Annotated in this window: 25 protein-coding genes and 1 riboswitch; of the genes, 11 read left to right on the top strand and 14 right to left on the bottom strand. The window is 44.8% G+C overall.

Translation table 11 applies throughout. The annotated features are described in order from the left end of the window. The 7 genes from WH96_RS21585 to WH96_RS18580 all read right to left on the bottom strand — a co-directional run. Positions 1–1,943, bottom strand: a 1,943-nt coding sequence (locus tag WH96_RS21585) for a calcium-binding protein (RefSeq protein ID WP_162200177.1), incomplete at its 3' end; no start/stop codon positions are given. Positions 1,944–2,351: 408 nt separating this feature from the next. After that, positions 2,352–3,341, bottom strand: a complete 990-nt coding sequence (locus tag WH96_RS18605; RefSeq protein ID WP_047765730.1) for an ABC transporter ATP-binding protein — start codon at positions 3,339–3,341, stop codon at positions 2,352–2,354. After that, on the bottom strand, positions 3,338–4,315 hold the full coding sequence (locus WH96_RS18600; RefSeq protein ID WP_047765729.1) for an ABC transporter ATP-binding protein: 978 nt from the start codon (positions 4,313–4,315) through the stop codon (positions 3,338–3,340). The genes WH96_RS18605 and WH96_RS18600 overlap by 4 nt, the downstream gene beginning before the upstream one ends. 14 nt (positions 4,316–4,329) lie before the next feature. Further along, the gene (locus WH96_RS18595) at positions 4,330–5,229 is read right to left on the bottom strand and encodes an ABC transporter permease subunit (RefSeq protein WP_047765728.1); all 900 of its coding nucleotides are present in this window, start codon (positions 5,227–5,229) and stop codon (positions 4,330–4,332) included. Next, positions 5,229–6,149 carry an oligopeptide ABC transporter permease OppB gene (gene oppB / locus WH96_RS18590; protein ID WP_047765727.1) on the bottom strand — a complete coding sequence of 307 codons (921 nt, stop codon included), beginning with the start codon at positions 6,147–6,149 and terminating at the stop codon, positions 5,229–5,231. Before oppB ends, WH96_RS18595 begins: the two co-directional genes overlap by 1 nt. A 79-nt stretch (positions 6,150–6,228) precedes the next feature. Next, entirely contained in the window at positions 6,229–7,875 is a 1,647-nt protein-coding gene (locus WH96_RS18585) for a peptide ABC transporter substrate-binding protein (protein ID WP_082130584.1), read from the bottom strand. Between the two features lie 306 nt (positions 7,876–8,181). Next, positions 8,182–8,529 carry a RidA family protein gene (locus tag WH96_RS18580; RefSeq protein WP_047765726.1) on the bottom strand — a complete coding sequence of 116 codons (348 nt, stop codon included), beginning with the start codon at positions 8,527–8,529 and terminating at the stop codon, positions 8,182–8,184. A gap of 155 nt (positions 8,530–8,684) precedes the next feature. Next, a riboswitch (TPP riboswitch) is annotated at positions 8,685–8,805 on the top strand. Between the two features lie 76 nt (positions 8,806–8,881). Between WH96_RS18580 and thiD the strand changes: the two genes are divergently transcribed. The 4 genes from thiD to WH96_RS18560 are packed head-to-tail and all read left to right on the top strand — an operon-like array spanning position 8,882 to position 12,218. After that, positions 8,882–9,688 carry a bifunctional hydroxymethylpyrimidine kinase/phosphomethylpyrimidine kinase gene (thiD, locus tag WH96_RS18575; protein WP_047765725.1) on the top strand — a complete coding sequence of 269 codons (807 nt, stop codon included), beginning with the start codon at positions 8,882–8,884 and terminating at the stop codon, positions 9,686–9,688. 41 nt (positions 9,689–9,729) lie between these two features. Beyond that, positions 9,730–10,491: an ABC transporter ATP-binding protein gene (locus WH96_RS18570; RefSeq protein WP_047765724.1), complete on the top strand. Its 762-nt coding sequence runs from the start codon at positions 9,730–9,732 to the stop codon at positions 10,489–10,491. Further along, positions 10,488–11,246 carry an ABC transporter permease gene (locus WH96_RS18565; RefSeq protein WP_047765723.1) on the top strand — a complete coding sequence of 253 codons (759 nt, stop codon included), beginning with the start codon at positions 10,488–10,490 and terminating at the stop codon, positions 11,244–11,246. Before WH96_RS18570 ends, WH96_RS18565 begins: the two co-directional genes overlap by 4 nt. Positions 11,247–11,270: 24 nt before the next feature. After that, complete coding sequence (locus tag WH96_RS18560; protein WP_407060105.1) at positions 11,271–12,218, top strand: ABC transporter substrate-binding protein; 948 nt, start codon at positions 11,271–11,273, stop codon at positions 12,216–12,218. Between the two features lie 62 nt (positions 12,219–12,280). Here WH96_RS18560 and WH96_RS18555 read toward each other — a convergent pair whose 3' ends face one another. The 3 genes from WH96_RS18555 to fdhD form a co-directional block, all read right to left on the bottom strand. Beyond that, on the bottom strand, positions 12,281–13,591 hold the full coding sequence (locus tag WH96_RS18555; protein ID WP_162200175.1) for an MFS transporter: 1,311 nt from the start codon (positions 13,589–13,591) through the stop codon (positions 12,281–12,283). A gap of 345 nt (positions 13,592–13,936) precedes the next feature. Further along, complete coding sequence (gene mobA / locus WH96_RS18550) at positions 13,937–14,560, bottom strand: molybdenum cofactor guanylyltransferase MobA (RefSeq protein ID WP_047765720.1); 624 nt, start codon at positions 14,558–14,560, stop codon at positions 13,937–13,939. Further along, on the bottom strand, positions 14,553–15,536 hold the full coding sequence (gene fdhD / locus WH96_RS18545) for a formate dehydrogenase accessory sulfurtransferase FdhD (protein WP_047765719.1): 984 nt from the start codon (positions 15,534–15,536) through the stop codon (positions 14,553–14,555). The genes mobA and fdhD overlap by 8 nt, the downstream gene beginning before the upstream one ends. Positions 15,537–15,905: 369 nt before the next feature. Between fdhD and WH96_RS18540 the strand changes: the two genes are divergently transcribed. The 4 genes from WH96_RS18540 to WH96_RS22695 all read left to right on the top strand — a co-directional run bounded on the left by WH96_RS18540 (position 15,906) and on the right by WH96_RS22695 (position 19,622). Beyond that, positions 15,906–16,880 carry an ABC transporter substrate-binding protein gene (locus tag WH96_RS18540; RefSeq protein WP_047765718.1) on the top strand — a complete coding sequence of 325 codons (975 nt, stop codon included), beginning with the start codon at positions 15,906–15,908 and terminating at the stop codon, positions 16,878–16,880. Between the two features lie 161 nt (positions 16,881–17,041). Continuing rightward, complete coding sequence (locus WH96_RS18535) at positions 17,042–17,938, top strand: ABC transporter permease (RefSeq protein ID WP_047765717.1); 897 nt, start codon at positions 17,042–17,044, stop codon at positions 17,936–17,938. Position 17,939: 1 nt separating this feature from the next. Then, on the top strand, positions 17,940–18,734 hold the full coding sequence (locus WH96_RS18530) for an ABC transporter ATP-binding protein (RefSeq protein WP_047765716.1): 795 nt from the start codon (positions 17,940–17,942) through the stop codon (positions 18,732–18,734). A 261-nt stretch (positions 18,735–18,995) separates the two neighbouring features. Then, the gene (locus WH96_RS22695; protein WP_162200174.1) at positions 18,996–19,622 is read left to right on the top strand and encodes a M23 family metallopeptidase; all 627 of its coding nucleotides are present in this window, start codon (positions 18,996–18,998) and stop codon (positions 19,620–19,622) included. Positions 19,623–19,654: 32 nt separating this feature from the next. Here WH96_RS22695 and WH96_RS21580 read toward each other — a convergent pair whose 3' ends face one another. From WH96_RS21580 to WH96_RS18510, 3 genes are read right to left on the bottom strand one after another with little or no spacing between them, the layout of a single operon-like run. After that, on the bottom strand, positions 19,655–20,125 hold the full coding sequence (locus tag WH96_RS21580) for a DUF6463 family protein (RefSeq protein ID WP_156176856.1): 471 nt from the start codon (positions 20,123–20,125) through the stop codon (positions 19,655–19,657). After that, on the bottom strand, positions 20,107–21,453 hold the full coding sequence (locus WH96_RS18515) for an ABC1 kinase family protein (RefSeq protein ID WP_047765715.1): 1,347 nt from the start codon (positions 21,451–21,453) through the stop codon (positions 20,107–20,109). The genes WH96_RS21580 and WH96_RS18515 overlap by 19 nt, the downstream gene beginning before the upstream one ends. Further along, a complete protein-coding gene (locus WH96_RS18510) occupies positions 21,443–22,189 on the bottom strand; it encodes a TetR family transcriptional regulator (protein ID WP_047765714.1) in 747 nt (248 codons plus the stop codon). The genes WH96_RS18515 and WH96_RS18510 overlap by 11 nt, the downstream gene beginning before the upstream one ends. A 348-nt stretch (positions 22,190–22,537) precedes the next feature. Here WH96_RS18510 and WH96_RS18505 point away from each other — a divergent pair, with 348 nt between their 5' ends. Beyond that, positions 22,538–23,857, top strand: a complete 1,320-nt coding sequence (locus tag WH96_RS18505; protein ID WP_047765743.1) for a mechanosensitive ion channel family protein — start codon at positions 22,538–22,540, stop codon at positions 23,855–23,857. Between the two features lie 185 nt (positions 23,858–24,042). On the opposite strand, the gene WH96_RS22690 is transcribed toward WH96_RS18505, so the two are convergent. Then, positions 24,043–24,165, bottom strand: coding sequence for a hypothetical protein (locus tag WH96_RS22690; protein ID WP_281175863.1), 123 nt, complete (start codon positions 24,163–24,165; stop codon positions 24,043–24,045). Between the two features lie 131 nt (positions 24,166–24,296). Here WH96_RS22690 and WH96_RS18500 point away from each other — a divergent pair, with 131 nt between their 5' ends. Both WH96_RS18500 and moaA read left to right on the top strand, forming a co-directional pair. Continuing rightward, on the top strand, positions 24,297–25,151 hold the full coding sequence (locus WH96_RS18500; RefSeq protein WP_047765713.1) for a C40 family peptidase: 855 nt from the start codon (positions 24,297–24,299) through the stop codon (positions 25,149–25,151). A gap of 273 nt (positions 25,152–25,424) precedes the next feature. Then, positions 25,425–26,414: a GTP 3',8-cyclase MoaA gene (gene moaA, locus WH96_RS18495; protein ID WP_047765742.1), complete on the top strand. Its 990-nt coding sequence runs from the start codon at positions 25,425–25,427 to the stop codon at positions 26,412–26,414. Positions 26,415–26,443 lie beyond the last annotated feature (29 nt).

The following is a 26,443-nucleotide window of genomic DNA, read 5'->3' as shown; positions in this document are numbered from 1 at the left end:
GATGTGCCAGAGAGAACATTGTTGCCTGTCCTCAGATCAATCTCTTCGATGGAATCACCTGTCGTCAGGTGTTGAACAACAACGGTCTGATCTCCGTCACTGCCTTGGATTTTATCCGTACCCGCACCGCCATTAAAACGGTCGGCACCCTGACCATTACCTTCAACAATAAATATATCGTTTCCAGATTCGCCGCGAAGATAGTCATTTCCTGTACCACCAATAATAATATCATCACCAGCAGAGCCCGTAATCCGGTCATGGCCTGCGCCGCCGTCGATACGATCAACGTTGGTCAGCGTTGTATTCCGCAAATCAATTGTATTGTTACCTGATGTGCCAGAGAGAACATTGTTGCCTGTCCCCAGATCAATCTCTTCGATAGAATCACTGGTGGTCAGGTGCTGAACAACAACGGTCTGATCACCGTCGCTCCCTTGGATTTTATCCGTACCCGCACCGCCATTAAAACGGTCGGCACCCTGACCATTACCTTCAACAATAAATATATCGTTTCCAGCTTCGCCGCGAAGATAGTCATTTCCTGTACCACCAATAATAATATCATCACCAGCAGACCCGGTAATACGGTCATGGCCTGCGTCACCGTCGATACGATCAACGTTGGTCAGCGTTGTATTCCGCAGATCAATTGTATTGTTACCTGATGTGCCAGAGAGAACATTGTTGCCTGTCCCCAGATCGATCTCTTCAATCGAATCACCTGTGGTCAGGTGTTGAACAACTACTGTTTGATCTCCATCGCTGCCTTGGATCTTATCCGTGCCTGTACCACCATTGAAACGGTCTGATCCCTGACCATTACCTTCAACGACAAAAGTGTCATTTCCATCTTCGCCGCGGAGATAATCATTCCCCGTTCCACCAACAATCGTATCATCGCCAGCAGATCCGGTAATACGGTCATGACCCATACCACCATCAATACGATCAATATTGGTGAGTGTTGTATTACGCAGATCAATCGTATTGTTACCTGATGTACCCGCTAATACGTTTTCACCACCACAACCATCGATTTCTTCAATAGAATCACCGCGTGTCAGATGACGGACAGTGATGATATCATCACCTTCTGATCCATGAATTGTGTCAGTACCTGAACCACCGTTAAACCGATCGGCACTTTGATCGTTTCCTTCTACAAGAAAAAAATCATCCCCTTCTTGCCCGTAAAGGTTGTCGTCTCCTTTACCACCAACAATCACATCCGCAGAATCACCGCCATAAATTCTGTCGTGTCCGTCATTTCCTTGAATTTCATCAGAACCCGTCGTTCCGCGGAGTACGTTATTCCCATTTGTTCCCTGAATGAGATTCAAGGCATCAGGGAGTTTTAGCGAACAACCTTCTGGAACCGGCGTTACTATCGCCGTATCCGTTTCTACAGCTTGCGAAAGCAAGTCCAGTTCGTCTTCTTCTCCATCAATAAGATCGAGTGATAGAGCTTCGACCCCATCAAGAGTTTCACTTGCCGCTAAACCGTCAAGGTTCTCGCCCAGTTCATCGTTATAAATCGACCCCCCACCACCTTGCGCCGTGAGATTACTTCCCACCGCAGTTTCCAACGGGTTTTCACCATTCAATGATGCAAGTAATTCGAACAAGGCAGGAATATCAATCGCTTCACCATTGGCGTTGATGATTGGTCTAATCCCGTCTTCATAACCCGAAAGGTTAAGGAAAGTAATTTTACTTTCGTCAGGGAACGATAGTATCAATTGGCCTTCAGTGCTGCTTGAGACCTGAGCGTTAGATAAGTCAAAATCAAGATCGTAAACCTGTCCTGGTTGTGTCTCGACGACAAGGCTCTGCCCTGCATCAGGCTTCGCAACACGGGATGCAGCCTGACTAACACCAAGAAGATCTACCTCAACAGTATCAGGGTCTATTGTTTTTGTTTCGCCTAAGCTACCAACCATAGAAGTCACCAAGAAAGTAATAAATTTTATTTACATTACATAGTGATTATAACATCAGTAACAATTGTAATTATTAACAGAATCTACTTATAGGTAATTATACTTATACTTAAAATGTGGCAAATATATATTATTTTTGTGTAAAATTTTAATCAAAATTAAAATCAATATATTTATTATATTTCAAAGAGTTACAAAAATTACAACGAAGAAAATACCACTCAACAAAATAAACAAACCCTCATTAAAGTAATGTAATAAATATAGATAAAATGCGAGACAAAAGAATCGCCTCAATAAAGTAAAAAATAAGGTCACTCTCTGGCAAAAAAGAGCGACCTTATTAACTTTTAAGCTCGTTTAGGGTGGCTTTATAATTCGCCTCTCAAAACAAAGCTCCCTACCTGTTTATTCTTCAATAAAGTGACATGCGGCCTCTCTGTCACCTGGATAGGATTTCAAAGCAGGAACATCTGCGGCACAGATATCCTTGGCAAAAGGACACCGGGTCCTGAAAACACAGCCTGACGGCGGGTTTAAAGGACTAGGTAAATCCCCCTTCAAAGCCACATGTTCTTTGTTGCGCTCTATCACCGGATCTGGGATTGGCACAGCAGAAATCAGGGCTTTTGTATAAGGATGAAGAGGCTTTGCATAGATCGCATCCCGGTCCGCAACCTCCATCATCCGACCAAGATACAACACCATGATACGGTGACTGATATGGCGAACAATACTCAAGTTGTGCGAAATAAAAATCAGACTAAGTCCGAATTCTTTCTGCAAGCCCATCAACAGATTAACGATCTGTGCTTGAATGGATACATCCAAAGCGCTGACAGCTTCATCACAGACGATCAATTTTGGTTCCAAGATCATCGCCCGTGCAATACCAATACGTTGACATTGGCCACCAGAGAATTCATGCGGATAGCGATTGACCTGATCCGGCAAAAGGCCAACCTTGGCCATCATTGCCTTAACCTTTTCCTTTACCTCAGTCTTTGACAACTTCGGATAATGGGTAATCAAAGGCTCACCAATGATCTGCCCAATCGTCATACGAGGATCAAGTGATGCCAATGGATCCTGAAAAATAACCTGAAGATCAGAGCGTACATTCCGCAGCTCTTCAGCCTTCATATCACCCATTTCCTGACCAAACCAGGCAACCTGTCCGTCCGTAGGTTTCAGAAGTCGTAGAACAGCGCGGCCAAGTGTGGATTTACCGCACCCGGACTCACCTACAACGCCCAATGTTTCGCCTGCTTTGACCTGAAATGAGACACCATCAACAGCTTTTAGCAATCCAGGCTTTTTGAAGAGCTTACCGCTCGGGATCGAGAAATGAACCTTGAGATCTTTTACATCAAGAAGGACTTCTTGGGACCTACTCATGCGGCATCCTCCTCTCTATAACAGGCATTGTGACTTCCACTTGGCGTTTCAAACAATGGCGGACGATCGCAAAGACACCGGTCCTGCACATGAATACAACGCGGGGCAAAAGCACAACCTTGTGGCAGACGCTGCAAGTTCGGCGGTTGCCCCGGAATGGTTACCAACTCATTGTCATGCGTTTTTTCATCCAATCTTGGTGTAGATGCCAAAAGCCCCTGACTGTAAGGATGGCGAGGGGCAGAGAAAACTTCATCAACAGAAGAGCGTTCGACAATGCGTCCGGCATACATAACATTCAGTGTATCGCACAGCCCGGCAACAACCCCCAAGTCATGGGTGATCATGACAATCGCCGTATTGAACTCACTTTTCAGTTTACGCATCAAATCGAGGATTTGTGCCTGAATAGTTACATCCAATGCCGTTGTCGGCTCATCTGCAATCAACAGAGCTGGCTCGCACAAGAGTGCCATTGCAATCATTACACGCTGGCGCATTCCGCCAGAGAATTCGTGCGGATACATATCAAAGCGTTTTTCCGCTTCGGGAATGCCCACCTTATCCAGCATATTAAGAGCCTCTGCCCTTGCAGCCTGTTCGCCCATACCTTTGTGTAAAACCAAAACTTCGGTTAGCTGCTTTGACACTTTCAGGTAAGGGTTAAGCGATGTCATAGGGTCCTGAAAGATCATGGACATTGACTGTCCACGAATCTTGTTCAATTCATCAGCACTTAAACCAATCAACTCACGCCCCAAAAGCTTTGCACTGCCAGTTGTTGTACCGTTAGAGGCCAACAGCCCCATTATCGCAAGAAAAGTTTGGCTCTTCCCGGACCCAGATTCACCAACAACACCCAATGCTTCACCCGCTTTAATCGTGAAGTTCATGTTATTAACGGCATTCACGGGACCTTCCGGTGTCGAGAAGGTTACTGAGAGGTCTTTCACCTCGAGAATAATATCACTCATTTTTTCAGACCTCCCTAGCGATCACGCGGATCAAGCGCATCACGCAGACCATCGCCAATAAAATTAAAGCAGAAAAGGATAATTGCCAGCGCACTTGCCGGGAACAACAGTGTCCAGGGCGCAGATTCCATCTGTTGAGCACCTTCTGAAATCAGCACACCTAGACTTGTCATAGGTTCCTGTACACCAAGGCCAAGGAAAGAAAGAAAGCTTTCAATCAAAATAACCTGTGGAATTGTCAGTGTAACATAAACAATCACAGGCCCCAGTGCGTTGGGAATAATGTGCCTGCGGATAATGTTAAAGTTACTCACGCCGGATGCGCGCGCAGCTTCGACAAACTCTCTGTTTTTAATCGAAAGTGCCTGACCGCGAACGATACGTGCCATGGTCAGCCATTCAACCGCTCCTAATGCAGCAAAAATCAGGAAAATATTTCGCCCGAAAATCACCATCAAAAGGATCACAAAGAACATAAAGGGCATGGAATACATAATATCCACAAAGCGCATCATGATGTGATCTGTACGACCACCTACATATCCTGAAATTGCCCCATAGGTAACACCAATGATAAGGGAAACACCCGTTGCGACCAAGCCAACAAGCATGGATACACGAATGCCATACAACGTCCGCACAAAAAGGTCGCGACCATTGGTATCGGTACCAAAATAAAAACCTGCCTCCATATCCGGAGCAGCCTGAATGTAATCCCAATAAACTTCATCAAAGGGGTTAGGATGTATCCAAGGGCCGATAAGAGCAATAAGAACAATGCTCAATAAAACAACACAACTGACCACAGAGGCCTTATTTGTCAGCAAGCGCCTTAATGCATCCTGCCATAGGCTGCGACCCTGAATTTCTTTTTCAGCAGAGCCAGTGCTTTTCATTTCCATATCAACAGCCATTATCCCATCCTCACTTTTGGATCGAGGAAGCCATAGATAATATCAACGATCAGGTTGAAAGAGATAATCAACGACCCGTAAAAAATCACGACACCCATCACAAGGGTATAGTCCCGGTTTAGGGCACCTTGTACAAAGTATCTACCGATGCCTGGAATACCAAATATCTGTTCAATCACAACAGATCCTGTAATCACAGCAGCCGAAGCTGGCCCCAAATAAGAAACAACCGGCAACATCGCAGCCTTCATGGCATGACGACTAAGCATCACACGCTCAGGCAAACCTTTCGCCCGTGCTGTTCGTACAAAGTTGGATCGCAGAACCTCGATCATCGACCCACGAGTCAAACGTGCGATATAGGCAATTTGCGGTAAAGCCAATGCAATAATTGGCAATACGGCCTGAGACATACCATCGCCCCACCCACCAACAGGAAGCACGTGCAGGTAAACGCCAAACACCAGGGTCAAGAGTGGCGCCATAACAAAGTTTGGAATAGTAATTCCAGTCATTGCCGTCGCCATAACAGCATAATCTATAAATGAATTTTGCTTGAGCGCAGCAACGGCACCAAGCGACACACCCACAGTAATTGCCAGGAAGATTGCCGTTAACCCAAGTGTTAGCGACACAGGAAAACCAGATGCAATAAGCTCTGTAACCGAGAAATCTCTATACTGAAAAGAGGGGCCAAAATCCCCTTGTATTGCGCTTCCAAGATAATAGAGATACTGCTCCCACAGAGGATCATCCAGGTGATAAACAGCATTCAGGTTTGCAGCAACTTCCGGAGGTATCGTGCGTTCTTTGTCAAATGGTCCGCCAGGGGCCGAGCGGATAAGAAAGAAGGCAAGTGTAACAATTATAAGCAGCGTCGGAATGGCCCCGGCCAGACGCTTTAAGATAAACAACAACATTTACTATGTCCTGACAAAAAAGTCCGGCGCGTCACCAACGTGATGACGCGCCGCGACATTATTGGGAAACCGGGATTTCCTAGTTCTCGATACTGATATACTGAGAACGGATGTGGTCCATCACGTTACTCTGCCAACCTTTTACATAAGGCTTAACCATACGCTTGGTCACGTAGTGGTAGATAGGCGCAACTGCATTCGCTTCAAGGAAAATTGCTTCTGCTTGCATCAGCAATTCTTTACGCTTGGTTGCATCCTGTTCAAGGCCAGCCTGTTTAAGGAGACTGTCGAACTCTGGATTATCAAAACCAGTGTCGTTCAGGCCTGAGTCAGACAACCAAAGTTCAAGGAAGGTATTTGGATCATTGTAATCACCGATCCATCCTGCACGGAAAGCCTGTGTCACTTGTTTTTGCTTCCGAGTTTCCAGGTATACTTTCCACTCTTCATTTACCAAGTTTACTTTCGCACCAAATGTTTTCTTCCACATACTCGCAATCGCAATTGCGATCTTTTTATGGTTATCATTTGTGTTGTAGCGTAGTTCAATTTCAATCGGACTATCTTTTGAATATCCTGCTTCTTCATAAAGCTTTAGAGCCGCAGCATTACGTGCATTTTGATCACCAGCTTTAAAATCAGCATAAACAGGATCATATCCAGTTACCCCAGGAACAACAAAAGCGTAAGCAGGTACTTCGCCTGCAGTCACGATTTTTGATGTCAAGATTTCACGATCGATGGCCATAGAAAATGCTTTACGCAATTTCGGGTCATTGAAAGGCGGTTTTGTCATATTAAAACCGTAGTAATAAACCCCAAGATAGTTAGATACTGAGAATTCATCGGCTAAATTCTCTTTGATCCATTTAATCTGGTCGTTTGGAACTTCGTAAGTCCAGTCCAATTCACCCGCACGATATCTTTTTAGTTCTGAAGTAGGACTTTCAGTTGGGTGATAAACAACCTTATCAAGCTTAACTGTATCTTTGTTCCAGTAAGTATCGGATTTGACGGCAACAATACGGGATTGCGGGGTCCATTCAGTAACTTTGAATGCACCATTGGAAACCATATTCTCTGGACGAGTCCAAGCTTCACCATGCGCTTCGACAGTTGCCTTATGAACTGGATAGGCAACCGAGTGTGTGATCATACCCAAGAAGTAAGGCGCAGGACCTTCCAACTGAACTTCCAGCGTCTTGTCATCAGCAGCTTTTACACCAAGCTGGGTTAGATCTTTTTCTTCACCGCCAGCAATTGCTTGTGCATTTTTGAGAGGATATAGCAAAAATGAGTATTCAGATCCTGTTTTCGGATCAACTGCGCGCTGCCAAGCAAAAACAAAATCATGTGCTGTCACAGGGTTGCCATTGCTCCACACAGCATCATCACGGATTTTGAAGGTAAATTGCGTCCCATCATCGCTAATTGTCCAGCTTTCAGCCTGGCCGGGGATGATCGAACCATCGGTATTTTCAGCAGTCAAACCTTCGAATACATCACGTAGAATGTGTGCAGAAGGAACACCCTCTGAAATTTGAGGATCCAGTGATCCTGGCTCTGCACCATTACCACGGTTAAAGACCATTTCAGCAGATGCCAATGAAGGTGCAACCAATGCAGTTGTGCCAGCTAGAAGAGAAACGCCAAGTGCCACAGCACGTGTTGTTTTTACAAATGTTCCATCTGTTAGGAACCGTTTGATGCCTGATTTGAACTCCATAACTCTTTCCCTGTTGTTATCATTCGTTGTGCGCGCCAGATAAAGTTATATCCCTGCGTGCAATTCACACAGGGTGACCTTCTTTTCGCTCAATGACAAGAGGAGGTCCTTGTTTTAGATCAACTCTGCAAGAAACATAGCAGAACAGCTATTTTCCTTTATTAATCGATCAAAACTGGCGAGCATTTAGGCATTATACTTTATACAAAGATGAGAATCCAGCCTAAGTCGCTTAGGTCATAAAAAAAGCTGCCCGATCCATCTCATCGAGCAGCCCAAAAGCGACTAAATACCTTGAATTTACGACTATTTTGCAGCCGTAATAATAATTTCAACACTGAGTTCTGCACGTGCAAGTTTAGCTTCCCCGCACGCACGCGCCGGCGCATGTCCTTCCGGAACCCAGGCATTCCATACTTCGTTTAATTCTGCGAAGTATTTCATATCGCTTAACCAAATCACGGCCTGAAGAATCTTGCTTTTGTCACTGCCAACAGACTCAAGGCATGTGTCAATTTTGTTTAAAATCTCTTTTGTTTGATCAGTAACGGATTCACCCGCTGTTCCAACCTGTCCTGAAAGATAAACCGTATTGCCGTGCTCAACAATCTTGCTGGATCGCGCCGTTGTATCATGGCGGATAATTTCACTCATTTAGATAACTCCCTAATAAAAACACATCTTGTTTGATCACATAGATCTATATGCGCCAAAACATATCCCTAGGTCCAGATTTGAGTAAAATATAAACCAGAAAATCAAAAATAACTTTCTCTCTTGCCTATTTTTAAAAGCACCGCATAATTCAGAAAATCTCGTCGGGGTGCTCGATCAACTAAATATATTGGTTAATTGAGCTGAGAGGCCAACGCTAACCCGCAGAACCTGATCCGGTTAATACCGGCGGAGGAAATTGAGATGCTGGGATTGGCAACTGCCATTAATCCACCTTCCCCAACAGGAAACAGCATGAGCAAATTCCTCTGAACATAAAACGGAGGAAAGCATGTCTGCACCAATAGCCCTAACAATCGCCGGATCAGACAGTGGTGGTGGCGCAGGTATTCAGGCTGACATAAAAACGATGTCTGCACTGGGTGTTTATGCAGCATCGGTCATCACTGCCCTGACCGCACAAAATACCTGTAAAGTGCACTCGATTTTCCCTGTATCAACTCACTTTATCCAAGATCAGCTGTACACTGTATTCGAAGATCTGGACGTCAAGGCTATCAAAATCGGAATGCTTGGCACTCCAGATATTATCAAATCAGTAGCTGATGTTCTAAAACACTACCCACAAATTTCGGTTGTTCTTGATCCGGTTATGGTGGCAAAAAGCGGTGACAAACTACTTCAGGATGATGCCGTTGCCAGTCTGAAAGAAAATCTGCTGCCCCTTGCTGAAATTATTACACCCAATCTTCCCGAAGCAGCTGTCTTAACAGGGAAAAAAGAACCAACCTCTATTGAAGAAATGAAAGGCATGCTGACAGCACTGCAAGCCATCAGTCCTAAAGCAATTCTTCTGAAAGGCGGACACCTCGAGGGCGACAAAAGTGATGACTTGCTCTTTGACGGACAAAATGAAATCTGCCTGAGTTCACAGCGCATAAATACCAAAAACAGCCATGGAACAGGTTGCACTCTCTCTGCAGCTATTGCATCTGGAATTGCCAAAGGTTTTTCACTTTTAGAAGCCGTTAATGCGGCCAAAGAATATCTAACATCAGCACTTCGTCATGCTGATGAGCTACAGGTCGGTAAGGGACACGGCCCAGTTCACCACTTCCACGCTAGCTGGAAGATTTGAACGTCAAACCCAACCAGACTATAGATAAGAAAATTGCATTGATGATACCTCACCCAGCAAGCAACATTCATATTCAGGATTTCTGTCTTTCCTACCAGGAGAGGCAAATTTTCAAAGACTTTTCCCTTAATATGAAAAACGGAAAATGGAATGTGCTGCTGGGGCGTAGCGGCGTTGGAAAGTCGTCTCTTCTAACAGCAATTGCCGGCTTGCTTCCTCCTGAGTCTTATCAAGGCACGATTAAAGCGGTAGATGGTTCTGTGCTTTCAGGAAAAATAAGTTGGATGACACAAGATGCGTTGCTGCTTCCGTGGCTTAACGTTTTAGAAAATATCCTAATTGGCAACAGACTCAGACAGCTCTCCGGCACTGACGCAATCAGCGAAATAAAAGCAAAATCACTATTGGCCGATTTAGGGCTGGAACCATTTATGGAGATGAAACCAGAAAACCTGTCTGGTGGAATGCGCCAGAGGACCGCACTGGCAAGAACTTTACTGGAAGATCGCCCCATTGTCCTTTTGGACGAACCCTTTTCTGCACTGGACGCTGTCACACGCACGGAAATGCATGATCTAACCTTTCGTTATTTGAGTGATAAAACAGTTGTCATGATCACCCACGATCCTCTTGAAGCCCTGAAACTCGCGGACATAATTTATATTTTGAAGGGACCGACAATTACCAATGTAGAGATACTAACGCCTTCAAATACAGCACCGCGGAATATCAAGAACGAACGCTTATTAGAAGAACATGACACCCTGATGAAACAGCTATCTGATAATGAAACCCTGTCATGATAAAAGTCTTCCGCCCGTTCATCATTTTGGCTGGACTTCTTTTCGTCTGGCAAATGCTGGTTTATATCACAGAAGCTCCCCCTTATATCTTGCCAGATCCTCTTGCTGTCTTCGAAGCTCTATTCCAACGGCTTGATACCCTAATCAGTCACGCAGGGATAACCTTTCTTGAAATCATTCTGGGCTTTCTGATCGGCAGTTTGTTGGGCTGTTGTTCCGCCCTAATCCTCACCACGGTAAAATCAGCGCGTGACTGGTTAACGCCTATCCTTGTGATTACCCAGTCTCTACCTGTTTTTGCCCTCGCCCCAATTCTGGTTTTGTGGTTGGGCTATGGCCTACCGTCAAAAGTTGCCATGGCAGTTTTAATTATCTATTTCCCGGTAACCGCAGCCTTTTATGATGGCCTCAGGCGAACGCCAAAAGACTGGCAGGCCCTAGCCCAAGTCATGGGAGCCAAGCCATTGGCTTTTCTTCTCCACGTGCGCATCCCCCTTGCCCTGCCCTCACTGTCATCGGGTTTGCGGGTCGCCATGGCCACAGCCCCGATTGGCGCGATCGTGGGTGAGTGGGTCGGGTCATCAGAAGGATTAGGTTACCTGATGCTTCATGCAAATGGCCGTATGCAAATAGACCTGATGTTTGCTGCCCTTCTTATACTCTCGATCATGGCTGTCTCTCTCTATTTGATAACAGACCATCTCCTTCACAGACTTCTTCAATACCTTTCACTTGATGATCACAAAACACGATAAATAACCTTACTTAAGGATCTTATGATGCTACGAAAAATTACTGTTGCGGCATTCGCCATGGGCAGTTTGTTAAGCCTTTCCTCTCAAGCAGTTGCCAGCGAAAAGCTAACTGTTTTGCTCGACTGGTTCGTCAACCCGGATCACGCCACCCTTGTTGTTGCCAAGGAAAAAGGCTTCTTTAGCGAACAGGGATTAGATGTTGATCTTATTGTCCCAGCTGATCCGAACGATCCCCCAAAACTGGTCGCAGCAGGAAAAGCGGAACTTGCCGTTTCCTACCAACCTCAACTCCATTTACAAGTTGCCGAAGGGCTTCCGCTCACTCGGGTAGGTACACTGGTAGCGACACCTTTGAATTCTCTTGTCGTCCTCAAAGACAGCCCGATCAAATCCATTGCCGACCTGAAAGGGCGTAAAGTTGGTTATTCTGTGGGTGGCTTTGAAGATGTCATTCTGGACGCCATGCTGGAAAAACATGGTTTGGACGTGAGCGATGTTGAATTGATTAATGTTAACTTCACACTGTCTCCCTCACTTATTTCAGGCCAGGTCGACGCTGTCATCGGGGCTTTCCGCAACTTCGAACTTAACCAGATGGACATTGTCAAAAAACCAGGTCGTGCTTTTTATGTCGAAGAAGAAGGCGTGCCGTCTTATGACGAACTTATTCTCGTGGCAAACAACCAGAATGTGGCTGATCCACGCTTTCCACGATTTCTCAAGGCACTGGAGCAAGCCACCATCTACCTGATAAATCACCCACAAAAAAGTTGGAATCTTTTCATCAAAGCGTACCCTGACCTTAATGATGAGCTAAACCGCCGCGCCTGGAAAGATACCCTTCCGCGTTTTGCCTTGCGTCCGGCTGCCTTGGACGAAGGACGCTACAGCGATTTTGCTGATTTCCTGAAAGCCAAAGACCTGATCAAGGAAACCGGTGACGTATCGGATTATGCCGTCACCATTAAATAAAATCACTTGCGATAAAACTGATAAGGGCTGTCCATCTTAGGCAGCCCTTATTTATTATTCGATCATTTAAACGGATTTTGTTTTTCTTCTGCAAAGAGCACCAGAACTGCAGCAACTACCAGCCAAACGATCATAGGGATAAACCCGACTTCGAAAGCAGGAACATCATAGACACGTTGCCCGGCTTCAGTTGCCCCACTCCAGTTCAGGTCAATCAGAATGCCTGCTAACGGTTGTAAGACCATAGGGCCAATCATAACCCCGGTATTACACCACCCGAGTGATGTCCCCTGCAAACGGGCAGGAACAGCTTCTTTGGCCCAGGACAACCCAACAATCATCACACAGCTTCCTGTTGCCGCTGTGAGCAATCCCAGGCCAAGTACAACAATTGAAAGATCAGGTATTTGCGTGACGACAAACCATCCCAAAGCAGCGATAAGAGCCAGAACCGCAAAGGGTAATTTCCGTTTCCCCGATGCATCCGACCAATGCCCCAGCAAGACGCCACTCCCGGCCCAAACAAGCAAGGTTACAGTGGTTATCAACGCAGCCTCAGAAGTCGTAAAACCATAGGCTACTTTAAGAAAAGGTACGCCCCAAAGCCCACCAAAGGTGAGCATTGATCCCGCTGATGCCCCGCATGCCAGTGTTAAAAGGAAAACTGTACGATAGGTAATCGCTTCTTTTAAGTCTGCTAAAATAGATTGCTTCGGTTGGGTATCATCATGTTCATGCCCATAGCTTTTATACCCCAAATCCGTGGGATCATCACGCAACCAAATCCCTGTTGCCAACGCCAGCACCCCAGTAATACCCGCAAAACCAAGCATGACATAGCGCCAGCCAATCAACTCAATCATTTGCTGCAGAGGTGCCCCCGCAACAACAGCCCCCAAGTTGCCGGATAAAAGCCCAAGACCGACCAGAAGCGCAAAGCGTTTAAGGTCAAACCAATGCAGCGCAATCTTCATCATCGTGACAAAAGCCACGGCCACTGAACCACCGATCAACAGACGGCCAAAACTGATAATCCAATAGTTGGGCGCAAGTGCAAAAATTGCGGTCCCAATTGCAGCTATAACAGCCCCGGTCGTTAAAAGTTTTCGCGGTCCGAAACGATCTGCCATAACACCGACGGGTACCTGCATAACGACGTAGCTATAATAGTAAAAACTCGCGAGCGTTCCCAAGGTCGTCGCCGTCAACCCAAACTCTATGGTCAAAGGTTCCGCCATAACGCCAAAGGCAATGCGATGGAAAAAACCAATCAAAAAAAGCATCGCCCCCAACAGCCACATTAACCATGACAAACTGGCAGGAGGTTTTTCTATAGACGTCGGACGGTCAGACATAGCAACAGATTGTGACAAATGAACTTTTCCTATGAAAAAACATGTCATGAAACAACATGTGAAGTGAAAATAGCTGAGTAACACTATTCCAACGATCATCCACAGACGGGATAATATTGAGATAGCCAACCAATAACTGATACCAGGAACTTAGGTAAACGTCTGAAGGTGATATTGCATCAACCTTATCTCAGTACAACCATCCGCATAGTTTCAAATTATACCAGGGTATGAAAGCACAAAAGAAATAAGGAGCCATCACACCCTGACATAAAGACTGGCAAGCTTTTAATAAATAGGATGTACGAAATGTTAGCAAAGCCTATTGTTACACATTCACCTTCGCAAAAATGCTAACTATCTCTATTCTTTCAATAAACCCTCAACCCTCACCAAATCATCCGGCTTGTTGGCATTATAGAAAGGGTCAAGAACTTCATTTCCGATAACAATATCGTCAAAAGAAACCTGACAAATTCCATGTCGCCCGGTCCAGCGGTCAACCTTACGCATTTCTTCTTGTACAATCGCCTGTCGCAGATCATCGCGTAACGCAACGGACCACAGACCAACAACAGGGTGCGTTCGACCGTGCGACATAGCACAAGCCAGAGGGACGTTCTGATTGATTGCCCCTGATACTAACTTTTCCACAAGATCCATTGGAATAAAGGGGGCATCGCAAGGCACAGATACCATCCATTTTACATCAGGTGACTGTGCTGCCGCCCACTCTAATCCAGTCAGAATGCCAGCCAGAGGCCCCGGATTATCACTAATAACATCTGCTGCAACAGGCAACGAAAAGTCATTGAAGCGCTGACTGTCACCATTGGCATTTAAGACCAACGGTCCAACTTGAGGTTTTATTCGTTTAATAATACGGGTAAGCAGGCTTTCTCCGGCCAAGGATTTCATGCCTTTATCACCGCCGCCCATGCGACGGGCTAACCCGCCAGCCAATATCACACCTGCAACATCAACCATCCGTTTGACCTTCTTTAACTCCAGTTCCTGGGATTTTAGTTTCAGTCCCTCGGGCCGCAGCTCTTTGATGGCGAGGATCTTCATCCTTTAAATCAGAGGCCTGATGATCGAATACAATTCGATCCTGCCCGGCAAGAGCCGTAAAACGTTTTCCTTTGGCTCGTCCTATTAAGGTCAGGCCGGCTTCTTTTGCCAGATCAACACCCCAAGCTGTAAAGCCGGAACGGGAAACCAGTACAGGAATTCCCATTTGTACCGTTTTAATTACCATCTCTGATGTTAAGCGGCCTGTAGTATAGAAAATCTTGTCCGAGGCTGTGACGTTATTCAAAAACATGTAACCCGCAATTTTATCAACGGCATTATGACGTCCAACGTCTTCGATATAAATCAAAGGCTGGTCCCCCCGACACAAAACACACCCATGTATCGCCCCCGCTTCCAGATATAGGCTGGGTACCATATTGACCTTACGGCTGAGAGCATAGATCCATGATGTGTGAATTTTAGCATCGCCGGGAAGCTTTATATCTTCAAACTTTTCCATCAAATCCCCGAACACAGTCCCCTGTGCACAGCCAGATGTCCGGGTTTTCTTTTTGAGCTTCTCTTCATAATTGGTCTCCCGTTCTGTTCGAACAACAACCAGATCAAGTTCTTCATCCACATCAATCGCCGTAATCACATCATCGCGGCGCAACATGTTTTGGTTTAGAAGGTAACCAACAGCGAGATAGTCAGGATAGTCACCAATGGTCATCATTGTCACTATTTCCTGACCATTCAGAAAAAGCGTCAGGGGTTTTTCGACCACAACCGGAATTTCAATAACATTGCCATCCTGATCGGTACCAGCCACAGACTCAGTCAAACCTTCTTTGGTAGGATCAGGTCTCAAAACAAATTCTGCCAGTGTTTCTTCGTCCGCTTTTGCCACTCGATGGCGCGTCTTTTTTTCCTGATTGGTATCGTTCATTCGATGGTCCACAACAATCTTTACCAGCTCTTTGTATCTATTATGATTTATGCTTTGTCTGACATGCACATTACATTGAATAACACTATGTCGATTTTTCTTTTCAAGAACAAGCAAAGCCCTGATCGCGAATAGCTATTTGGTATTAGCTTGTCGCATGAATGTTTTCACATCGACATTTATTTAAAACTAAAATTCGAACAGAAAACATCAGGCCTTCTTAACATATCCCCTTGCTTTCACGGCAGTGACGAGGATTAATACACCACAACAAATATGGACAGACTCCTGATACGTTATCAATGTGTGGTTGCTAAGCGAGTCTGAACCATTCAAATGAATATATAATTGCTATCTCGGAGGCACATCATGATTTCCAAAGATTTGGGATCCAAAATTTTTGCAGCGACAGTCGCACTTGGCCTCGCGCTTCCCTTCACAGCTCAAGCCGAAGATGTCGTTGTTGCCACAACTGCAATCGTTGAACACCCTGCCCTTGATGCCGTACGTGACGGTGTCCGTGACGAACTCAAAGCACAGGGCTTTGAAGAAGGCAAAAACCTTACTTTCCTCTATAAAAGTGCGCAGGGTAATCCCGCAACTGCTGCTCAGATCGCCAGAGAATACATCGGTAATGGCCCAGATGTAATCGTACCAATTGCAACCCCTTCTGCTCAGGCCGTTGTTGCTGCGACAAAAGATATTCCTGTTGTCTTCTCGGCTGTTACGGACCCTGTTGCAGCAAAGCTGGTTGCCAGCGAAGGTCCATCAGGTACAAACGTTACCGGTGTAAGTGATCTGTCCCCAATTGATCAGCACATTGCCCTAATCAAAGAACTGACACCAAATGCAAAAAGCATTGGTGTTCCCTATAACCCTGGCGAAGCTAACTCGGTTGTTCTGCTGGACCTTGTTAAAAAGCATGGTGCAGCCCAGGGTTTTGAAGTTATTGCTTCTCCTGCGACAAAAACAGGCGAAGTTCTGACCGCAGCACAAAATCTGATTGGGAAAGCAGACGTTATTTACGTTGCAACCGACAATACAATCATCTCAGCCTTCGAAGCTGTTGTAAAAGTCGGTATCGATAATCAGATCCCCGTTTATGCTGGCGATACAGATTCTGTAAAACGTGGCGCATTGGCTGCTCTTGGTTTTGACTACTACGATGTCGGTCGTCAAACAGGTAAAGTTGTTGCTGATATCCTCAACGGTAAAGCAGCAGGTGACATTGCATTCCAAGGCGTGAGCAAAACAAACCTTTTTGTTAATCCTGCTATGGCAGAGAAAATGGGTGTTACTCTTTCCCCAGAAGTTATTGCACGTGCAACTGAAGTGATCAAATAAGATCCCTTTCTCTGTCCTTGTCAAAAGCGACAGAGATATAAAAGCTTTCAAAGAAGACGAAATTCGTTTTGCGGATTTCGTCTTCTTGCGTTATGGAACTACCCAAGCAGCGTGATCTACGCAGAAACACAACAGTTAGAGAGCCGCAAGGCTTCGGATAAATGAACCTTATTGCCTTTATGGGTGCCATCGAATTAGGCTTGGTCTATGGCCTGATTGCTTTAGCCGTCTTCTTGTCATTCAGAATTCTCGACTTTCCCGATTTAACGATCGACGGATCTTTTCCCCTGGGGGCTGCCGTCTGTGCAACCATGATCGTCTCGGGCTACAACCCCATACTGGCTACAGTTATTGCTTTCTTAGCAGGCGGCATGGCCGGGCTGGTCACTGCTTTTCTAAATCTGCGTTTCAAAATTCTCAATCTCTTGGCCTCTATCCTGACCATGATTGCACTCTACTCAATTAATTTGCGCATCATGGGTCGCCCGAACGTGGCGATCATTACTGAAGAAACAATTCTCACACCTTTTGAAGGTCAAGGCCTACCCGGTTATTACCTGAAACCTATCATTGCTGCCATTATCGTCTTTGTGGTTGCTCTCATCGTGGCTCGCTTCCTGAACTCTGACTATGGATTAGCCATGCGCTCAACCGGCGCGAACCAGAAAATGGCCCGCGCACAGGGAATTGATACCAACAAGACAACCTATATCGGGATGGCCCTTTCAAATGCCCTTGTTGGTTTGGCCGGAGCTTTGTTCGCACAAATGAACGGTTTTGCAGATATTACGATTGGGACTGGCACCATTGTTATCGGCCTTGCTGCCCTTATTGCAGGCGAAGCGATCTTCTCAACACGCGGCATGCTTATGGCAGTCCTAGCCTGTATCTTTGGTTCAATTGTCTATCGTATAGCCATTGGCTTAGCCCTTAATGCTGACAGTATCGGGTTGGAACCTTCCGATCTCAATCTTGTCACTGCCTTATTGGTAACGATTGCCTTGATATTACCTGGGGCTAAAAATCCTCTCAAAAAATTGATGAAGCGGGGGAACTAAAATGATCAAAGTAGAAGATCTCCGCATCACCTTTGGCAAAGGTACACCAAACGAAAACAACGCGCTTCAGGGGGTGAACCTCTCTGTTGCCGAAGGGGAATTTGTTACCGTCATCGGTTCAAACGGAGCCGGAAAATCCACCTTTATGAACTGTTTGACTGGAGAACTCATCGCAGATAGCGGTGCCATTACAATTGATGATAAAAACGTCAGCCGTTGGAAAGCAGCACGGCGCAGCAGTTTAGTTTCGCGTGTTTTTCAGGACCCGCTTGCTGGAACCTGTGAAGCCTTAACCATCGAAGAAAATCTCTCCCTTGCCCATTCAAGAGGGCAAAAACGCGGTTTTGGTTTGGCAATCAATAATAACAAGCATGAGATTTTCAGAGAACGCCTGTCTCGACTGAGATTAGGTCTGGAAGATCGTTTATCGGATAAGATGGGACTTCTCAGTGGAGGTCAGCGTCAAGCCGTCAGTTTGATTATGGCAACCTTACAACCAACAAAATGCCTGCTGCTTGATGAACACACAGCCGCCCTTGACCCAAGAATGCAGGCTTTTGTGCTGGAACTCACAAATGACATTGTCAACGAAACCGGTATCACGACTTTGATGATTACCCACTCTATGGGGCAGGCTCTTCAATTTGGTACCAGAACAGTTATGCTGCATGAAGGCCAAGTGGTGTTGGATGTTTCCGGCGAAGAACGCAGTTCTATGACAATCCACGACCTCGTGGATATGTTTGGTAAAGTCAGAGGCGAAGAACTCGACAGCGATAGCCTCTTGCTTGGGTAAAGTGATTTTACTTTAATAAGTGATTGGCAACATCACGAAGAAACAAGAAAGAGAAGCAAGAAAATGAAATCTTTTCCCCTTACTTCTCTTTCTTTTTTTCACCTGATCTGCGTCCTGCTTACCTGCCTCTTTTTATTTCTTGCAACAGAAATCAAAGCGGACGAACGCGAGAACTGCTTTCATCACAGCAAAATTTGCTACCTGATTTTAGAAGGCAGGAAAAGCGTCCACATTAGCGTTCAGAACAATTACGATTTTCCTATGCGCGTATCGCTACACGTGACCGGACACAATACTTCCCCCCCCAAAGCAACAAAAAACACTCTTCTGGCTCCACATGAAATGAAGGACATCTTATCCTTACGCGTAAACGCCCCAAATGAATGGCGCTATAGCTGGACATCACAGCTACATCCAGAAACAGGTGATGCTAAACATGATGACACTGTGCTTTATCAATTCCCCTTTCCAAAAACAAAATCTCACCCAATATCCCAAGGGCCAAATAACCCGTTTTCACACACAGGGCCAAACAGATTTGCCATAGACTGGGCAATGCCTGTGGGATCAGAAATCCTTGCAGCACGTGAAGGGAAAGTCATTGCGCTCAGGGAAGATTCATCCCAAGGCGGTGCCTCAAACAAATATAAAACCGAAGAAAATTACCTCTGGATCCAACATCCTGACAGTACGATAGGACAGTATCTACATCTCAAAAAGAACGGTGTGATCGTTCAAGTCGGCGACTGGGTCAAAAAAGGCCAACTTATCGCTTATTCAGGAAATACGGGTTATTCCACAGCACCTCATTTGCATTTCCATGTTTCAAGTTCCCAGAAAAAAGGGGCAGCCTTTAAAAGCCACCCCATTAATTTCGTATCAAAATAATAAACATCAATGTATGTAGTCGACCAGATACCTCATTTCCATTGAATATTTGCAATTCTATTTTTGAAAAAGAAACCAAATATAGCGGGTAACATTAGCCAAAAACCCGATGTTGGTATCAATACGATCCCCAACAGGGTCATAATAATTAACATATATAATAATACCTCCTGAAAAGGGGGCATGATCTCTTTTTTTTCATCCCGATCAATCGTGTATCCAATCAAGAAAAGCGGTATCCCAAAAAGAAAAAACCAAATTGTTTTTCCAATCTCATAATCAATAAGCCCGGTGTTATAAAAACCTTCCTGAAAAATTCTTTTAATTTGATCAGGGAAAAGAATGAACGTAAAAATAATATGAGTTATGGCAACACCAATGATCCACCTGCCAACCCATCGGCACTCAACAATCTTTGATAGTAATTTTCTGTTTTCTGATTTGTTCCGAATCATGTCATTTTTGTCTTTCATCCTTATTGACATCATGACTTTCCAATCCATTTATTTCCAGTTTTGACTGTCGCCCCCATCCTACTTAGCAATAGAATCATTCCACGATAGGTTCGATCAAAATAAAGAAGATTTCGGTTAATCTCTTTCATAAAAGGGGTGATTTTCCGAGCATCAGTCACCTTAATTTCGGGCCATTCCCAGCCGGTAAAATCAAATTCCTCGTCCAGATAAGGCTCAATCATCCATTTCTGAATAACATCCAATTGGGGTTGCAAGATCGACCGGAACTCATCATCTGTCATTTCATCTTTACTGAGTTCTAGATCTTCATAGAAACTCCTCAGTCTTTCATAATCTGGCTCAACAGTGTGATGATGAATAAGGAATTTGTAATAAACGGATATGATCTTTGTAAAACCACTATCCATTTTTCGAACACAGCCAAAATCCAGTAATCCTAGTTGACCCTTTTCCATGAAAAGAAAATTACCCGGATGCGGATCTGCGTGCACAAAACCCAGTTCAAAAAAACTATCAAAAAAGAAATCTAACAAGAGTTGCCCATAGGCATTTTTCTCTTTTTGCGAAGGATTGGTTGCCAACCATTCATCCAGATGAAGTCCTGTTAACAGTTCCGTTGTTAAAACACGTTCGGAACTATAGTCATCATAAATTTTTGATACGACGATTTTCTCGTGTTTTATTTTATCTTTAAACCACTTGAGACTCTCTGCCTCTTGAAAATAATCAACTTCCCGATGAAGCTGAATAGTAATCTCATCCAGAATCGTATCAATAATATTTTTATCCGGCATTAAATCCGTAGAGGCAGAGAACACCGTTAATAAACCACCCAGCATCTTCATATCACTTTTGATCGATGCAGCAATGCCGGGGTACTGAACCTTAACGGCAACATCCTGCCCCGAAGCCAATTTTGCTCTGTGGACTTGCCCTAAACTCGCCGCCGCAAATGCCTTCGGATCAAATGTTTCAAAAATTGCTCCGGGGCTTTTTGCAAACTGGTCCCGAAACACCTTATCAACCAAGGCCCGGTTCAATGGCGTTGCTTTATAACAAGCTTTCGATAACTCCCGTCGAATACCTTCGGGAAGAATATCGGCTTCCATACTCAGAATTTGCGACGCTTTTAAAGCAGTTCCTTTGAGTTGGTTCAAAGCCTTGAAAAGAGTTTTTCCTATATCTTCTTCATGTTGGCTACGTGCAGCTTCGTCTTGTTTCGGTGTAGAATGACCGGCCATAAACTTTTTCTTACCGACATGCCCAAGGTGCCGCAATCCAACCTTGGTTGCGGTTAAACCAATTGTCGCTGAACGATGCAGCTTTCTGGTTGCAATTGATCCCTTAGCCCCCATTTTTCCAACCTCCTTTGCTGGCAAAAGTCCCCAATCCCTTCATCAGTGTTGAAAAACCCTGACCATTTTCCAAAAACCGCATCATCTGGCTTTTGATCATGAAACTAACCAGATCAACGCCCTTGCCGAGAACACCACTTTTTAACAATGTGGCGAAGAAGTTGGTTGAAACTTCTACAAACTGTGTAGTTTGCATGAATTCTTCGCTATCATCCTGTAGCCAATAAAGAACTATCCCCAAGAGCGCATCTACCATCAAATGAGCTACCGCTCCTTCGAAGGGAACATCAGGGATCTCGCCTTTATTAACCGACTGCTCTAGAATTTCGATAATTTTCTTCTTAAGGGTTTTACTTGCCGGGAATTCCCGTTGCATCAAAAAAGCGGGGGATGCACGTAAAATCTCAATACTTTCCGCAACGAATTCTCGGTTTTCAATCAGGATATCAAGATAGTTATAGACAAAAAATTGTAGCTTTTCTTCCAACGTAAAGTCATCAAAATCGTCAGCTTCTTCAACAAGCTCCATAACACTGTTCAATACCGTTTCATGGTAGGACAGCAGAAATTTATCTTTATTGGGGAAATATTTGTAGATTGTCGACTCGCCCATCTCTGCGGCTTTGGAAATCTGTTTCATAGAAACATTATGAAAGCCATGCTCGGAAAAAAGATCCACGGCAACAGCAATCAACTTAGCTTTATTCGCTTCTTTCTGTTTGTTAGATATTTTCATATTGAGAATAACTTTCTATTAAATTTAATTTATTTAAGATTAATGTATAGTAAAAATCAATAATAACAATTAAAAATAAATTATCCTCTCTCCACAAAACCTCTAATATCGAAAAATTTATAAATATCAATACGTTAAATAGAAACGTCAAATTGACGCAGGGTAATCGCAACACAAAGACACAAAACGGAACCTGTTCGTCATAGGATAAAATTGCTAAACTGGATCCTGCAGAGTACGAGCCAAAATGCGAACAGAGTACAATATCCATCCAGCATAGACCTTATAAGCGCGTGTAAAACATACTTTTATAAGAGCAAAATCAGGAGGTTAAGCTTGGATTTTTTAATGATCCCGAACCAGGAAGAGATTACCCGTTGGCTTGATCAGATCACCAATTGGTTGGGACAAAATCTCTTGAGTTGGCCGGTCATTTTCCAACTTGGCTTTCTTCTTATTCTTCTTCCGCTCAGCCGTTATCTCGGTAATAAATTGCGCCCCATGGCGAGCGAATGGAAACAATTTGCCAAAACACCGCAAGCTTTAAAACTCATCCTGACCAATCTACTCCCCATGATCCCATGGGTAATCTTCCTGTTAATGCTTTGGATCACGCTGGGTGCTTTGACACAGCTTGAAATGCCACTCCGCACAAGGTTTCTGATTAATACCGTCGCCAGCTTGACCCTGGCCTGGGTTATCATCAACCTAACGACAAGCTTGATCACAACACGCATACTCGCGCGGTTGGTTTCCCTTTTCATCTGGTCCGTCGCCGCCCTCAATATTCTTGGACTTCTGGATTTTGCAGAAGAAATTCTGGATGCAGCTGCACTGGATATTGGTGGCTTACGCATCTCGATCCTTATGGTCCTAAAAGGCGTTATCTCACTCGCCGTCTTACTATGGGCTGCCATTGCTTTTAGCTCGTTACTGGAACGCCGCGTCAAAGCTGTCCCGGAATTGACGCCCTCAGTTCAGGTGCTTCTTGGTAAATTATTAAAAGTCACTTTTATTGGCCTCGCCGTTATTGTTGGCCTGAAAACAGTCGGGATTGATCTCTCCGCCTTCGCTCTTTTCGGTGGAGCCTTGGGTGTAGGTATCGGCTTTGGGCTACAAAAAGTCATTTCCAACTTGGTATCCGGCATCATTTTGTTAATGGACAGATCTATTAAACCCGGCGATGTGATCGCCGTGAACGACACTTATGGCTGGGTTAAATCATTCGGCGCTCGTTATGCCTCTGTCATCACACGTGATGGCATTGAGCACCTGATTCCGAATGAAGAATTTATCACGCAAAGGGTTGAAAACTGGTCCTATACAAACAGTTGGGTCAGGGTTCGCGTGCCTATAGGTGTTTCTTATAATTCTGACCTTCACAAAGCGATTGATCTTTGTATCGAAGCCGCACATGAAAATGAGCGTATTCTGGATCAACCTGCAGCAAACTGCCTGGTTCGAAATTTTGGTGATAATTCAGTCAACCTTGAAGTGCGAGTATGGATTGCTGATCCACAAAACGGAATAGGAAATATAACCAGTGAGCTGTTGCTGGCAATTTGGGATAAGTTTAAAGAAGCAGGTGTTGAGTTCCCCTTCCCGCAACGCGACCTTCATATCAAAGACCCAATTCAAATAAGAAACTTGACGTCTGAAATAGAGTAAAAACTCAATACCCCTCGGAAAGATAATCCTACAAAGGAGGCTTCCTGATTAAATGGGGAGAACAATTCCTAAAAAAACTCATCAGCTTATTAAGAATTATTAATAAGCTGATGAGCGCCAGCCTCTGCCAAGTCCTCTCTTGATCCATAGCATAAGTAACAACAACAAATGATCAAACGACTCTTTTAAAGAGGAGGTCCGATGCACCATTCCAGATCATCAGATGACGGAATTTCAGCACCAAGTTCTTGCAGTCTGTATTGGATGGACTTGGTGGTGCCCTCTTTCGGATCGGTTAACCTGCCCATCCAAATCAAAGAAAATTGTTATTTTTTCAACCTCTGAACCATAATAACAAGAGCAAGAGTGCTTTATTTATTTCCCTGACAGTGGCAAGCTGGCTATCGCATTGGACTGACACAGAAAGCCTGACACCGCTATGTCACAAAAATTGGACCCTCGCCTTCATCCCGTTAGAGAAGACCTCGCAGCAGAATATTTGCGCAACAAGGTTGAGGCGCCAAAATTCAGCAAGGGCTATGCAGCACAGGTATCCAAGGGTATTGTTCCCCTAAGGCGACATCCAGCAGATGAGGCAGGACAAGATACTGAATTGCTCTTCGGGGAAAAGGTTACGATTTACGAAGAAAAGAACGGTTGGGCCTGGGTACAAAATGCAAAAGATAGTTATGTTGGGTATATTAGCGCCGACATTCTGTCTCGGGAAGTCCGGCAAACCACACATAGGGTAAAAGCGCTTCGTACTTATCTGTACCCACAACCCGACATGAAAATCCCCCCTATAGATATGCTCTCTATGGAATCAACCGTACTCGCTTTGAAAGAAGAAGGACGCTATACCCAAATACAGGGCGGTGGATGGATTTTCACCGATCATATCTGTTCACTTGAGACCAAAGCCTTGAACCATGTGGATATTGCTTATCAATTTTTGGGCACTCCTTATTTTTGGGGTGGAAAATCTTCAGTTGGCATTGATTGTTCCGGCTTGGTTCAGGTCGCTCTCAGCGCCAGTGGCATAAACACGCAAAGAGACACTTACATTCAGGAAACAACTGCTGGCTTTCCCGTGAATTCAGAACAGTGTACCGAAGGTGACCTTGTCTACTGGCCTGGTCATGTTGCAATCGCACTTGATAAAGAGAACGCGATCCACGCAACCGCTAACTCCATGGACGTGATCATAGAACCCATTGCCCATATTACCGAACGGGTAAAGATGGAAACAGGCGGAACAGGAATAACCGCTATTAAGCGAGTATCAGCCAGTTAAACTAGATTAAGAAACTCTCTACTCAATAAAAGACGCTTGATATATGACAAGACGATTCCCTTTTGGTTGAGTTAAGAAAAAGAGACATAAATTGACTTGCAATTAACGCCTTATACGCCAAAGTGTAGGGAAGATTTTCAGGCAAAAACAACAGAACACCTGAAAGCTCAGGAGAAATAATTGATGATTAACTCGTCAAACATCCAAAAGGGGCCGAGTTTGCCTACCTCTACGGCTAACAAGGAAGAGATCCTGCAGGGGGCTCATCCCGGAATGGTAGATCCCTTTGGCCGTATGGTTGACTATCTTCGGATATCGGTCACCGACAGATGTGATTTTCGCTGTGTTTATTGCATGTCTGAAGATATGAGCTTTTTACCCAAAAAAGAGCTACTCACAATTGAAGAACTGGAACGCGTTTCCGCTGCGTTCATCAATCTTGGTGTTAAAAAACTCCGCTTTACCGGCGGCGAGCCACTTGTTCGTAAGAACATTATGAAGCTGTTTAATGGCCTGACCCCCTATCTTGAATCAGGACAGCTCAGGGAAATGACCCTGACCACAAACGGAAGCCAGCTGGAAAAATACTCGCAACAGCTTGCTGATGCGGGAATGCGCCGTATTAACGTCTCTTTGGATACCCTCAATAAAGATAAGTTTGCTGCGATCACACGCTGGGGGAAGCTGGATCAGGTTTTAGAAGGATTACAAGCCGCAAAAAAAGCAGGCCTGAAAGTCAAAATCAACACCGTTGCTCTTCGTGGTGTAAATGACGATGAATTACACACACTTGTATCCTGGTGTGGTGACGAGGGCTTTGACATTACCTTTATCGAAGTCATGCCGATGGGTGATATTGGCAATGAGAACCGTGTTGATCAGTACCTGCCATTAACAGAAGTACGATCCATTTTGGGCGAACATTGGACCCTGAATGAGAGCGATCATAAAACAGGCGGCCCGGCACGATATGTCGAGGTGAAAGAAACCGGTGGAAAGATCGGTTTTATTACTCCCATGACCCATAATTTCTGTGAAAGCTGTAATCGCGTCCGTATGACTTGTACAGGGACACTCTATCTCTGCCTTGGACAAGATGATGCCATGGACTTACGGGAACCTTTGCGCAGTAGCGATGAAAACGGACCGCTGGAACAAGCCATCTTTGAAGCGATTGCAAAAAAACCCAAAGGTCACGATTTCATTATTGATCGGGAAGCCGATCCATCCGTAGCACGACACATGAGTGTCACCGGCGGATAATCCAAAAGGGAGTTAAAACAAATACCCTT

Source organism: Kiloniella spongiae, assembly GCF_001026905.1.
GTDB lineage: Bacteria > Pseudomonadota > Alphaproteobacteria > Kiloniellales > Kiloniellaceae > Kiloniella > Kiloniella spongiae.
Note: the sequence above shows the minus strand (reverse complement) of the source record. Positions and strands in the feature narration are given on the sequence as shown.